This is a genomic window from Chitinophaga arvensicola, assembly GCF_900110835.1.
In the GTDB taxonomy this organism is placed as follows: domain Bacteria; phylum Bacteroidota; class Bacteroidia; order Chitinophagales; family Chitinophagaceae; genus Chitinophaga; species Chitinophaga arvensicola.
Genome location: NZ_FOJG01000001.1, coordinates 3,984,002 through 3,996,436, shown reverse-complemented (window position 1 = coordinate 3,996,436; position 12,435 = coordinate 3,984,002). Strand labels below are relative to the sequence as shown.

The following is a 12,435-nucleotide window of genomic DNA, read 5'->3' as shown; positions in this document are numbered from 1 at the left end:
TTCAACCTACCATGATGATCAAACAACAATATAAAAATCTTATCAATGGCCTGATCGCCCTGGGTGGCGCCATGCTGCTGGTATCTTCCTGTAAACATGCGTTCCTGGACGTTACACCGGACAACATTGCCACGGTTGATCTGGCATTTAATTCAGCGGCAGAAGCAGAAAAATATTTATTTACCTGTTACTCCTACCTGCCTGCTGATGGCGATGTGCAGAGTAATCCCGCCTTTATGGGAGCCGATGAAATGTGGATGGAATATCCAACAGTAAGGATCAGCAGTTATGTATGGAATATAGGAAGAGGCAATCAGAATAAGGCAACGCCATATATTAACACCTGGAGCAGCGATGCATCCTATTACCGCGCCATCAGGGATTGTAACGTTTTCCTGGAGCAGGTAAAAGATCCTGCCAAAATACCGGATCTGCGCGTTGATATGCGTACCCGGTGGACTGCCGAAGTGCAGTTTCTCAAGGCTTATTACCACTATCTGCTGCTTCGTCAGTATGGTCCGGTGGTTATTGCCGACAAAAACCTGCCCATCGATGCTCCGATCGATCAGATGCGGGTGAAACGCGCACCGATAGATTCAGTTGTGAACTACATTGCGGGCTTACTGGATACTGCTATCCTGAAATTGCCGGAAAGAATTCAGAACAATGCTACCGAAATGGGACGAATCACCGGGGTGATTGCAAAAGCAGTGAAAGCGCAGTTACTGACCATGGCCGCAAGTCCGCTGTTTAATGGAAATCCCGACTATAGCGGGTTTAAAGACAAGGATGGTTTGCCCCTGTTCAATACGGCCTATCAGGTTGAAAAATGGCAACGCGCTGCTGATGCCTGTAAGGAAGCAGTGACGGCAGCAGAAGCTATTGGCGTAAAATTATATGAATTTCCTGCCAATTCTGAATTCAATATCACCGATACTACCCGCATTCAGATGAGCCTGAGAGGCGCAGTATCAGAGCCGCTTAACAGTGAGGTGATATGGCCGCTGACCAATTCATTCACAGTTGCATTACAGGCATTTTCAATGGCGCATACAGATCCGGAACAGTCTACCAACACCGGCTCTATTGCGGTAATGGCCCCTACCCTAAAGTTGGTAAACCTGTTTTACACACAGAACGGCGTGCCGGTGGGAGAAGATAAAACACTGAATTTTTCCAGCCCGGGTCAACTGCGTACCGGGGTCACCGCCGAAAAATATAACATCATAGAAAATTACCAGACCGCGAGGATCAACTTCGACCGGGAGCCCCGCTTTTACAGCTCATTGGGCTTTGATGGCGGCATCTGGTATATGACGAACAGCCCCAGTAATTCAGATGACGATACCTGGAATCTTCAAACTAAAAAGGGACAGTTCGGAAGTGGTTTAAATATTCCTGTCACCGGTTACTATCCCAAAAAACTTGTGAACCGCAAATTCATCTGGCAGGCCAGCAATGCCGTGTACATTGAGAACTATGCATGGCCGGAAATCCGCCTGGCAGATCTGTATCTCCTGTATGCAGAAACTTTGAATGAAGCACAGGGACCGGTTGCCACCGTACAGGAATATGTAAACAAGGTACGGCAGCGGGCAGGTCTGAAAACGGTAGCCACCTCCTGGACCCAATACTCCAGCAACCCAGCGAAGTTTACTACCAAAGATGGGATGCGCGCTATTATTCACCAGGAACGGGGTATAGAACTGGCTTTCGAAGGACAACGGTTCTGGGATCTCAGACGATGGAAAGAAGCCGGTGTACAACTGAATGGCAACATCCAGGGCTGGGACACCAATCAGTCGGATGCCAACCTGTACTATAAACCGGTTACCTTTTTCTCACAACGGTTTGTAGTACCCAGAGATTACCTGTGGCCCATTTCAGAAGCCGACATACGTGTAAACCCCAACCTGGTCCAAAATCCGGGCTGGTAACTGCTGATCATTAAAGTATAACTGATGAACAAACATATTATCAAACACATACTCACCGCCGCCTGTACTACCATGCTCTTCTCTGCCTGTAAGGAAGAAATGTTGCGGGGGCCGATAGAAAAAAGTAAAGGTGCACCCGGAGAAATATCGCAGGTGCAGATTGAGAACCGCAATGGTTTTGCCAATATCATTTACCAGCTCCCGGATAACCCCGATCTGGCATATGTAAAGGCGGTATATGAAGTGGGCAGGGGTACCAAAAGAGAAATAAAGGCCTCTTATTACACCAACCGCATGACCTTAGATGGGTTTGGCGATACGCTGGCACACCAGGTGCAATTGTATGCTGTAAACCGGGGCGAAGAAGCATCCAAGCCGGTAACCATTACGGTACAACCCCTGGTATCCCCTATCACACTTACTTACAGAAGTATGAAAGTAGTGGCTACTTTTGGAGGCATCAATATACAAACCACCAATCAATTCAGGTATCCGCTGGTGATCATGCCATTGTACGATTCTACCGGTAAAGGAGCTTATTCAACACTGGACAATATCTATACAGAAGATTCACTGATCAACCGGAATATCAGGGGGTTGGATACCGTTGCCACAAAATTTGCCATCAGTATCCGGGATCGTTTTCTGAATCACACCGATACGATGTATGCCACCCTGAAGCCTATCTATGAGCAACAGCTGGACAGGCTTACCTACAGTGCGGTTCATCTGGCAAATGATGCAAAATTTGTTTATTCCACCAACCAGGAAATGATGTGGGATGGCCGGGGAGCCAGTCAATGGCCATCCGCTTTCACTGACGAATCTGCCGGAGGTCCGGTATCCATCACCATGAACCTGGGAAAAGCAACCATCCTGAGTCGCTTTAAAATATTTCCCTACATGGAAATCGGCAGTAACTACTACATCAGGGGAAATGTGCGGCTCTTTGAAGTATATGGTTCCAACAACCCATCACCAGATGGTAACTGGAGCAGCTGGACCAAGCTGCGGGATTGCGAAGTAATCAAACCTTCCGGACAGCCTTATGGCACAGAAACTACCGGGGACCAGGAGCTGGCCACTGCCGGCTGGGAGTTTGATTTTCCGGCAGGTTTGCCTCCCTACAAATATCTGCGGTTTAAACTGCTCCGCACCTGGCAGGGACATTATGGCTTTTCTATTTCTCAACTAAAGTTATGGGGCGCCTCCATGTAATTTAAATACTACAACATGAAAAAATATTATTTATATCTGTTCCTTTTGTTCATCCTGACCGCATGTTCCAAGATGGATGATTACAAAAAATTCCAGCAGGGCGGGGAGATATCATATCCAGGTATCATGGATTCCGTAAAAGTATTTGCCGGCAAAAACCGCGTGAAAGTAACCGGCCTTTTTACCTCAGATCCTAAAATTACCCACTACCGCCTGTTCTGGAACAACCACCAGGATTCGCTGGAAGTACCTGTGATACGCAAAGGCTATGTAGATACCGCCGTGACTTATGTTCCCAATCTGAAAGAAGGGGCCATCAGCATTGAGATCCGTACTTACGATGCAAAAAACAATGTCTCCATTCCTTTGTTCGCATTAGGTAATGCGTACGGCGCACAATATGAAGATGGGGTGGGTAACCGCAGTGCTGCATCTACCGCTGTTACCAGCGAGGGACTGAAGATAGACTGGGCGCAGGCCCCTCCCAACAGCATCTTCAGCACCGTTCGGTATATGGTCACAAACGGGGAAGGTAAATCGGTGATTGTTAATAACGGCGACGAACAAACGATGCTGCCGGGCTATGCCTACGGAACAAAAATTACGGTTGTTTCTGCCTACCTGCCGGAACCCGGTGCTATTGATACTTTCCATGCCGCCCGGGCTGATACGCTGATAAAAGAAAATGCGCTTTCCAGCTGGTATACGAGCAGCGGGACCAGAATCAACTATACCGGTCCGAAAGCGGGTAATGTAATTGCCGGCTCCTCAGCCTTAAGTGGTGATAAGAAAGCAGTAGAACTTAATGCCACGCAGGTGGAAATAGATTATGCCAATCTCGCTGCCAATGGCTGGAAATACATACTTACCTATGATGGCAGTAAACTGACTGTAGCGGTAAATGCCACCATGCTTTCCGGCATTAAACCCGGTTCTTTCAAAGTGGTTACCGCCAGCTACGACAAAATATCCGGTACCCTCCACCTCATCACCGGTTACACCAATACTGCCGGTGACGACCGTGAAGTAAATGAAACACTAACCTTATTATAAACGCGCTATTAAGTTGAAATATGTTCACTGTTTAACCCCTTCATTGGTAAAATAACAGGGGCCGGCTTTCAGGCCGGCCCTTTCTTTTGAAACAAAAGTATAATACAGGCTTAAATACCGGACCATAGCACAGGGCCGGCATCTTTCACTCAGGCAACCGGGAATTTCCAGTATATCATTTCTTCCGTTTCTCCGGATACAACAAATCCATTCTTTTTTAGTACTGCCTGCGACGATGGATTATCCTTATTCGTGGTGGCAATAACCGATTTCACACCGGATTGTGCAGCAGCCCAGTTCAGCATCTCCTTTACCGCTTCCGTCATAAAACCACGTCCCCTGAATGCTTCATGGGTACCGTAACCAATTTCTATGGCCCCGGAATCATCGGGTGCGCCGGTGAAACACAGGTCGCCCACCATTTGTTGTTCACTCCGGGAGATGATGGTCCATAAGGTATGAAACAGGTAATTGTTGTTAGCGTTGGCCACCTGTGGAAGAATGGATTGTTCCATTGCCTCTTTCAGTTCCGGCGCAATTGTCCGGGGAATGGGCTTCAATTGTAATTCTTCTTCCAGGGAATAGTCGGCGCGGATATATTTTACCAGTTGCGGATATGTCAACGGTTGAATGTATAAGTTGGGTGTCTGTATCATGACATGATAATATTAGAAGCCCTGGCCATCTGCCGGGCATAAAAGTTCTTGGGTAAATAATTAAGCAACCAGGAAGGAAAATGCAGTAGTGATCTGCCGACAGGCAAAGACCAGCTGCATTATGCCACAATGATTGTGGCGGCGGTAATAGCGTAAGTTGTCATAAGACATAAAGATAATAATGTTTCTCAATTGCAGCGTTGAAATCCTGTTATGCTGATGTTTTCTAGTATCCGATTTAACGGTACCAAAACCGGAGAATGATGTATTTTAACGTTCTCATCTCACGATAACAACCCGAATCAAAAAAATACCTATATGAATGCCCGATACTTTATTTTTCCGGCTCTCACTGTGCTATTGCTCGCCACTGTTACATTACACGCACAAGACAAGCCCTTTTCCTTTGTAATAAATGCTGGTTTTAATATCTCCAATGCCAGCGAAACGATCAGTTATCTTATGGGGGAAAAGAAAAGCAAACCGGGTTTCCAGGCAGGCGTGCTGGCAGACTACCAACTGGGACATTCGTTTTACCTGGAATCTGGCCTTTCATTCACCACTAAAGGCAGCATCCGTAAGGGCTCAGATGTCTGGATAGGATCTACAAATCCGGCGGTGACCTACTGGAAAAAGACAATACGTCAATCTTATCTGCAGCTCCCCCTGCTGATTGGTTACCGGGTACCGGTGAGCGCGGCCACCCGGCTTTTTATCAACGCTGGGCCCTATGTGGCGGTGGGTATTGCGGGTAAAGAAGTGAGCCGTAACCACACGGTTCATCAAACCGCAGCAATTCCAGATAATAAATCCAGCACTGCTACTTTCAGCGATACGGGCACGGGCCTCGACAGACTGGACTATGGGCTCTCCGGTGGTGTGGGAGCGGAATACAGAAAATTCCGTGTTGGAGTGAATTATGAAATGGGGCTTGTCAATATAGGCGCCCTGAAAGATGGCACTGTTTCCACACGCGATTACAAAAACCGTAATCTTTCTTTCACAGTAGGATACAGGTTGTAAACAACAACAAATATAAAATAAAGAAGCCTTACAGCTACGCTGTAAGGCTTCTTTAATAAGATCATTGCGAACTTACTTCTTAACTGCTTTCAGGCTGAAACCAATTTCAACATCTTTGCTGATCATCCAGTTTTCAGGGCTACCTTCTGTTTTGTAGCTGATACCCCAGGAAGATCTGTCGATAACAAATTTTGCATTTGCAGTAACGTCGCTTGCGCCAACAGTGATTTGTGCAGGGAAAGTGATGTTCAGGGTGCTGTCTTTCAGGGTCAGGTTACCGCTGATCAGATTAGTAGCGCCGGGAAGCAGACTTTTCTGCTTGGTGCTGTCGTAAGGAGCCACCGCTGTGATCACAAATTTAGCTGTAGGATGTTTAGCCACGTCAAAGAAATCCGGGCTTTTCAGGTGACCTTCCAGGTCGGCTGGTTTCTTGTCCGGCTCAGTAACAGAAGCAGGATCTACCGCCAGGGAAGTCAGGTTTACGTCGAAGCTACCGCCGGTAACTGCACCGTTTTCAACATTGAGGCTACCATCAGCCACTTTGATCGCACCGAAACGTGGCGCAAATCCACCTTTGTGGGTAGCACGCCATTGTACAGTGGTCGTAGTAGTGTCAATAGCGAAAGCTGTGCCTGTGGCAACAGCCGCTTCTTTCTTTTCTTCGGTCTTCGCCTGATCGGTCGAAGCACCACCACATGCGGCCAATGTAGCCAGCAGGATAAAAGCAGGTACTGTTTGCTTCATAAATCTGGATTAAGTATTATATATAAGTCCACGAAATTAATTCATTGGGTTGATTCCACGATCCAACACATTGAAAAATGTCAATCTTTTAACAATTCATGTGTTGCAACGCTTAATTTCACCCCTTATAACATAATAACAGAATCAATTTTCGACACCTGTTTATAATAGGCGATCACTTCTTCTTCATCCTGAACGAGCACCTGCACTGTAAATGACTTATATTTCCCGGCAGAAGAGCTGTTTTCCGAAATGGTAGCCGAAGCATTGGCAAACATGGATTTCAGCGCTGTTATCTTCTCCTCCTCTGCTTTAATAATAAACTTAAAGATATACTCCGAAGGAAATACGATTGACTGCTGCAACAATGAACGAAAATTTTCATATGGATCTCCGCTTAAGCCGGCATTTGCATTTTCACCTGTAGACATATTAATACTATTTCTCAATTTTATATACGAAATCAACCTGCAAAATAATCCTTTTTTAAAAACAGGCATGTTTCTGATGCCGGGATCTTTTTTTGTATAGCCATTCCCGTTATTAATAAACCTGTTAATCATTTTGTTAGCGTCCGGCTTTTATCTTCCCATTTTCTTTCAAAAAAACCACGATATGAAGTACTGTTATTGCCATTCTCCCTGAGATGGCAGCCCTGTTATGCTGCTATCCTTTTTTTAACCTTTACAGGCATATTGCCTGATCTGCCACGTTATAAAACCTATCAAATGATGAAAAATCAATTCTGCCTGCTGGCAGTACTCTGTCTTGCTGCCTGCTCCAGGAAGGAAGCAACACTCGAACCCATCCCCGACGGGAAATCACTGACGGTAGAAAATGCCGGCGCGCCTACCCGGTTTATCGGCTCTGTAGTAGGATTTAATAACACCATCCGTGCCGGAGGCGGCGCCAGTCCTACTCCTGCCGGTAATATCCTCTATAATCAGCCTTTGTATAAATCTTCCGCCAGTGAAGACGACTGGTGGGATAACCTGGTGGAAGAATTTGCCTTCAGCGGGCAGGACTTTTTTGCGGCCAACTGCCGTGGTTATAGTCCCAACGTCCCCACGGTTGATCACGGAGATCCGCGTAAACTGACCAAACTAACACAGGCAATGGACCGCCGGGGTGTAACCGGCAAGTTCAAAATAGCCGTATTTGACGACTGCCCCTCGTCCTGGTGCGCCAACAGGAACGTAGACAACGGCCTCGGCTATACGACAGCCACCCCGTTCGATTGCGGCGATACCGCCAACTACAAATACATCTGGACCTATAATATCAAAACCGCTTTCCAGAATATCCCGGACGCCAAACGGTTTAAGTACAACGGCAGACCCGTCGTATTTTTCTGGGCAGTACATCCCAGCTGGGCCATCAACTCAGGCAATGGCAACCTGAAAAAAATTCTGCAATACGTACGCGCGCAGTTCAACGCCACTTTCAACCAGGATCCTTACCTGGTTATTGATAAATCGTGGATCGACAGAGACGCCAGTGTAAATGACCCAGCCGTTACCGATGCAGTGCATAACTGGTTCAACATGACCAACCCATCCACGCTGTATACTTTCAATGGCGTGAAAGTAGGCTCCGGTGTACCCGGCTTCCGCGTGGTACAAGGCACCACAAACATGTTTATTGATGCCAACCACGGACAAACCTGGATCAACACCCTCACCAATACCTGGGGCGCCGGCGCGGTACTCACCCTGCTGGAAGGCTTTACCGACTGTGCAGAGAATGCCGCCATTTTCAGAAGTAAGGATGTCACCTACTACGACTATCCCAACCAACGCATCAATATCCTTCGCCGCTTCAGCAATGATCCATACCCCGCCACACTGAAAGTGGAAGCAGAAGGCTGCGATTTCTACAACGACCTGACCACAGGCAACAGCGGCGGCACCTTCCGTGACGGGGACCTCGACATTGTAAAAAATGGCGATACCTATGGAGGATGGCATGTCAACAATACCCAGGCCAACGAATGGCTGGAATGGAGAGAACTTCCCTTCAGCGCCGGGGACAGTAAATTCCAGGTCCGCTATTCTTCCAACCAGGCGGCCTCTATCCGGTTTAGCGTTGATGGCAATGATCTGCCTATTATCAATATGCCCATAACCAACAACGGTGTATGGTCACTGATAGACGCCGGCACAGTTTCCCTGCCGGCAGACGGCCTGCATACTGTGCGATTAAAAATTGTATCCGGTTCTTTAAGTATTAATTTCTTTAACCGGGTAACTTTGTAAAATAAAAAAGGAACACAGGTAATCATACCTGTGTTCCCTTATTAAACAGACGTGCTCAGGAAAACACGCCGTTTTTATAATCTTTCATAAACTGCCTGTAGTCATTTTTTATACCCGTTGCATAGCTTTGCGCGTAATTCAACACCACTTTGCGCCAGCCCTTCTTCCTGCCAAAAAACTTCAACTCGTCTGCAGTCGCTGAACCATTCATGCCGCTACTTCTTAGCTGAGCAGAGGCCGTGAGCACAGCCATATCAGAAATTACCTGGTAAATATCGCGGTACTGGTTCTTAATCAGTTTAAAATTAATCGTATCCTTTTCCGGTTGCAATTCCTGGATCACATAAGACTCTCCCTTGAAAACAGTGGTACTTAAAAGCGATGCAGACATATTCTGCATCCTGTGCTGAATAGTAGTAATCCTTTCTCCCTGCGTTTTCCATTTGGGTTGTTTAATTGGTATATATGGCTTGAGACTGGAAGAAAAAGATTGCTTCATATCTACCACCAGGTACCTGCCTTTTGTATTGGTACTTTTTAACAGAAACAAGTACCGCTTCACGCCAATACTACCTGTACCAGCCAAACGAAAAACAACATCTCTGACCTCGTAATTATAGGGACCGTCACTGCTGTTCCGGATCCAATCCGAAATATGCGCCTTCAGTTCCTTCTTTAATGTTTTCTGCAATTTCAGGTGCCGCTCATTTTTCAAAGAAAGCACTACCCTGCTTCTTCTTTTCTCCGTCCGTTTTTCCAATACTTCCGAGTAGGTACCTCTTTCTGCTCCTTCTAAAAACTGGCAGACAATCCCTTTGGCCGTTCTTGGTTCTATACTGATCGCCTTCCCGACACATAAGGTGGTGGCGTATACCTTTAGAAACAACGCCGCCATATTGGTGGCCTGATTAGGATCAATTTCCAATGTGTCAAAAGCAATAAAAATACTCGTCACCAGCCGGATAACTTCCCAGATGGCAGGCGCCAGTATAGCTTCATCAAAATCGTTCAGGTCAAAATATACCAGCTTGTTATCCGCCTTATAGCTGCCGAAGTTCTCCAGGTGCAGATCACCACAGATCCAGACTGCAGGAGAAGCTGGAATCGCTTTCTTTGCTTTGTTGAGCGTAGCATAGAACAGGTGGCAGGTTCCCCGGTAAAAACGGAATATATTTTCCGCCATCGCTTCATATTTAAAGGGAATCATTTCCTGTAACCGGTGACTGTTGAAGGATTTAAGCAATCTGGATAAACCTGACATGGGGTGGTGTTTACCTGTTCACATTAAATCCATGCCTGAATGCGGTGAGTAAGCAATATCTTCCTTACAGGCCCGCCGTGGTGTATGTTTTGCTGTGCAAGCGTCCGTAGCAACTTTCAGGAAAGATACCCACCTGTGGATCCATTAACGCACCATATATTCCAAATGGGAAATTTGTTCCACGTACTTAGCCGCTGTGAAAAATAACAGGTAATTATCTCGCGAAAAAATAACAGAAACGTAAACATCCTGCCCTACTTATCCTGTATTATTTTGTCAGCCCATTTTCACATAGCTATAACACCAGGGTTGTACGGCTTCCCATACCTTAGCCGGGCATTTACCCAGAGCAAAACCATTACCATGAAAGGTTTATACGCATTCACCCTGTGTATCTTTTCCGTTGCTTCCATTACTGCACAGTCTTATCAGGCAGGCTATCGCGCTATCTTTCTGACCGATTCCTCCAGGATATATAAACCGGGCAGCCATGCGGGCCATCAACTACATTTCCGTCCGCTGGAAGTGGATGTATGGTACCCCGCCCAAACCACAGCCGGGTCAATGCCCATCCCCTTCTCCACATTTGTCGGATTGCTGGAGCAACGGGCCAACCGCTTTCAGGATGATACGGTGTATAACGGCATGTCGGCGGAACTACTGCAATATATCGCTGCGAATGTGAATATCGCGGATACGGCCATGCTATCGTGTTTGCGGACCAGCAGTTATCGGGATACTCCGCCGATAAAGCAACGCTTTCCGCTGATTATTTATATGTGTGGCTATGACGGTATGAGCTATGAAAACATTCCTTTGTTTGAATCACTGGCGGCGCATGGCTACGTGGTAGCGGCCATTACCTCTGTGGGTCGCTACCCTGGCGATATGCACACCAAAGCTGCCGACCTGATGGAACAGGTAAAAGATGGTTTATTTGCCTGGCATTACCTGCAGGAACAGGTGTATACAATGCCTGGAAAAACCGGCGTAATGGGCTATAGCTGGGGTGGCCTCGCAGCTTCAATAATGGCCATGCAAACGCAGCAGATCAATGCCGTGCTATCCTTTGATGGCTCTGAGATTCATTATTATGGTAATTCCCAGGAAGAAGACAATGACTTTAATGCGTTGCGGCAAGCACACTACTTTCAGGCAGCAGCCATCAACGCGCCTTATGCATACCTGGAAAGTGATCGTAAACAGGAGGATTATCCGGCAGATTCCATCTTCCGTATTTTACCAGCGCTACATACCAGCAAACGATATTTCCGTTTTGCCGGTGCAGGCCATGAAGATTTTTCCTGTTTACCTTCGCTCCCTTCCTTCATTTCCGGTAAAGTGCCAGACAGCAACCAGGTGTATACACAAAGCTGCCTCTATGCACGTCTTTTCTTTGATGAATACTTGAAAAACAAACCGCGCGCATTGCGGGAACAGGAACTATCGCTCCTGCGCCGACACCTGGCAGATACCCTTTACCCGATAGCTGCGGGCATTGCAGACAAAAATACCACCATCGTAAAAGGCATGGTCCGGGACGGACAAACAGGCCAGCCTCTCCCTTTTACAAACATTGGCGTGCCACATCAAAACATTGGTACCGTATCCGCACAGAACGGAAGCTTCCGGCTGCAACTCCATGCAGGGAAAGAGGCCGACAGCGTGCGGGTATCCATGGTGGGCTACCGGGATAGCACGTATGCCATTTCTACCGGACAGGCGCCGTTGGTTTTCACGTTGTTCCCCCGTGTAACAAAACTAAAGGAAGCGGTGGCGGTAGCCAGGCTACAACCCGCCAGGATCATTGGCAGTACCAGCACCTCCAAATCCATGAGCTTTGGATTTCCTTTAAAATTCCTCGGCTCTGAAATCGGCAGCCGAATGCAACTCGGGAAAAAAGATGTGCTGTTGAAACGCTTCCGCTTTACAGTAGCAGAAAACCGGCTGGATACCGCCGTATTCCGGCTCAATATCTACCGGTTTGCAGATGGTCTTCCGGCGGAGAATATTCTTCAGGAAAGTATCATTGTAGGAGTAGGCAGCCAGCGCGGCACTTATGCCATCGATCTGAGCGCCTACCACCTGCTGATGCATGGGGATGTTTTTGTAGCACTTGAATGGGTGCAAGGGGCTTCCACACAAAAACATGGCGCCATCTTTTTGTCGGCCGCCCTCCTGCATGGCGCTACCTGGCACCGGACCATCAGTGAAGGCGAATGGAAAAAATTCGGGGCCGTCAGTGTCGGGTTTAACATGACAGTACAGCCGCTGGCCGGTGAATGATC

At 47.2% G+C, this 12,435-nt stretch carries 10 protein-coding genes; 6 read left to right on the top strand and 4 right to left on the bottom strand.

The genetic code is table 11. The annotated features are described in order from the left end of the window. Positions 1–11: 11 nt before the first annotated feature. The 3 genes from BMW79_RS16445 to BMW79_RS16435 are packed head-to-tail and all read left to right on the top strand — an operon-like array spanning position 12 to position 4,208. Positions 12–1,937, top strand: coding sequence for a RagB/SusD family nutrient uptake outer membrane protein (locus BMW79_RS16445; RefSeq protein WP_245752512.1), 1,926 nt, complete (start codon positions 12–14; stop codon positions 1,935–1,937). A gap of 24 nt (positions 1,938–1,961) precedes the next feature. After that, positions 1,962–3,155, top strand: coding sequence for a DUF5000 domain-containing lipoprotein (locus BMW79_RS16440; protein ID WP_089896563.1), 1,194 nt, complete (start codon positions 1,962–1,964; stop codon positions 3,153–3,155). A gap of 15 nt (positions 3,156–3,170) precedes the next feature. Continuing rightward, positions 3,171–4,208 carry a DUF4998 domain-containing protein gene (locus tag BMW79_RS16435; protein ID WP_089896562.1) on the top strand — a complete coding sequence of 346 codons (1,038 nt, stop codon included), beginning with the start codon at positions 3,171–3,173 and terminating at the stop codon, positions 4,206–4,208. A gap of 149 nt (positions 4,209–4,357) precedes the next feature. Here the strand turns inward: BMW79_RS16435 and BMW79_RS16430 are convergent, their stop codons facing one another. Continuing rightward, entirely contained in the window at positions 4,358–4,864 is a 507-nt protein-coding gene (locus tag BMW79_RS16430; RefSeq protein ID WP_089896560.1) for a GNAT family N-acetyltransferase, read from the bottom strand. Positions 4,865–5,182: 318 nt separating this feature from the next. On the opposite strand from BMW79_RS16430, the gene BMW79_RS16425 reads away from it, so the two are divergent. Continuing rightward, on the top strand, positions 5,183–5,887 hold the full coding sequence (locus BMW79_RS16425; RefSeq protein WP_089896558.1) for a porin family protein: 705 nt from the start codon (positions 5,183–5,185) through the stop codon (positions 5,885–5,887). A gap of 72 nt (positions 5,888–5,959) precedes the next feature. On the opposite strand, the gene BMW79_RS16420 is transcribed toward BMW79_RS16425, so the two are convergent. Together BMW79_RS16420 and BMW79_RS16415 are read right to left on the bottom strand one after the other, a co-directional pair. Further along, entirely contained in the window at positions 5,960–6,631 is a 672-nt protein-coding gene (locus tag BMW79_RS16420; RefSeq protein ID WP_089896556.1) for a YceI family protein, read from the bottom strand. A 125-nt stretch (positions 6,632–6,756) separates the two neighbouring features. Beyond that, entirely contained in the window at positions 6,757–7,062 is a 306-nt protein-coding gene (locus BMW79_RS16415; RefSeq protein ID WP_177192202.1) for an HP0495 family protein, read from the bottom strand. Between the two features lie 300 nt (positions 7,063–7,362). On the opposite strand from BMW79_RS16415, the gene BMW79_RS16410 reads away from it, so the two are divergent. Continuing rightward, entirely contained in the window at positions 7,363–8,886 is a 1,524-nt protein-coding gene (locus tag BMW79_RS16410; RefSeq protein ID WP_177192201.1) for a DUF5010 domain-containing protein, read from the top strand. A 55-nt stretch (positions 8,887–8,941) separates the two neighbouring features. Here BMW79_RS16410 and BMW79_RS16405 read toward each other — a convergent pair whose 3' ends face one another. Further along, positions 8,942–10,147 (bottom strand): DUF2252 domain-containing protein, encoded by a 1,206-nt coding sequence (locus tag BMW79_RS16405; RefSeq protein ID WP_089896550.1) that lies wholly within the window; start codon positions 10,145–10,147, stop codon positions 8,942–8,944. A 363-nt stretch (positions 10,148–10,510) separates the two neighbouring features. Between BMW79_RS16405 and BMW79_RS16400 the strand changes: the two genes are divergently transcribed. Then, a complete protein-coding gene (locus BMW79_RS16400; RefSeq protein WP_089896548.1) occupies positions 10,511–12,433 on the top strand; it encodes a carboxypeptidase-like regulatory domain-containing protein in 1,923 nt (640 codons plus the stop codon). Positions 12,434–12,435 lie beyond the last annotated feature (2 nt).

Excerpts from the sequence above, each read along its gene's own strand:
- BMW79_RS16430 (WP_089896560.1), bottom strand. The coding sequence starts at position 4,864 with ATGATACAGACACCCAACTTATACATTCAACCGTTGACATATCCGCAA.
- BMW79_RS16400 (WP_089896548.1), top strand. The coding sequence starts at position 10,511 with ATGAAAGGTTTATACGCATTCACCCTGTGTATCTTTTCCGTTGCTTCC.
- BMW79_RS16445 (WP_245752512.1), top strand. The coding sequence starts at position 12 with ATGATGATCAAACAACAATATAAAAATCTTATCAATGGCCTGATCGCC.
- BMW79_RS16435 (WP_089896562.1), top strand. The coding sequence starts at position 3,171 with ATGAAAAAATATTATTTATATCTGTTCCTTTTGTTCATCCTGACCGCA.
- BMW79_RS16410 (WP_177192201.1), top strand. The coding sequence starts at position 7,363 with ATGAAAAATCAATTCTGCCTGCTGGCAGTACTCTGTCTTGCTGCCTGC.
- BMW79_RS16440 (WP_089896563.1), top strand. The coding sequence starts at position 1,962 with ATGAACAAACATATTATCAAACACATACTCACCGCCGCCTGTACTACC.
- BMW79_RS16405 (WP_089896550.1), bottom strand. The coding sequence starts at position 10,147 with ATGTCAGGTTTATCCAGATTGCTTAAATCCTTCAACAGTCACCGGTTA.
- BMW79_RS16420 (WP_089896556.1), bottom strand. The coding sequence starts at position 6,631 with ATGAAGCAAACAGTACCTGCTTTTATCCTGCTGGCTACATTGGCCGCA.
- BMW79_RS16425 (WP_089896558.1), top strand. The coding sequence starts at position 5,183 with ATGAATGCCCGATACTTTATTTTTCCGGCTCTCACTGTGCTATTGCTC.
- BMW79_RS16415 (WP_177192202.1), bottom strand. The coding sequence starts at position 7,062 with ATGTCTACAGGTGAAAATGCAAATGCCGGCTTAAGCGGAGATCCATAT.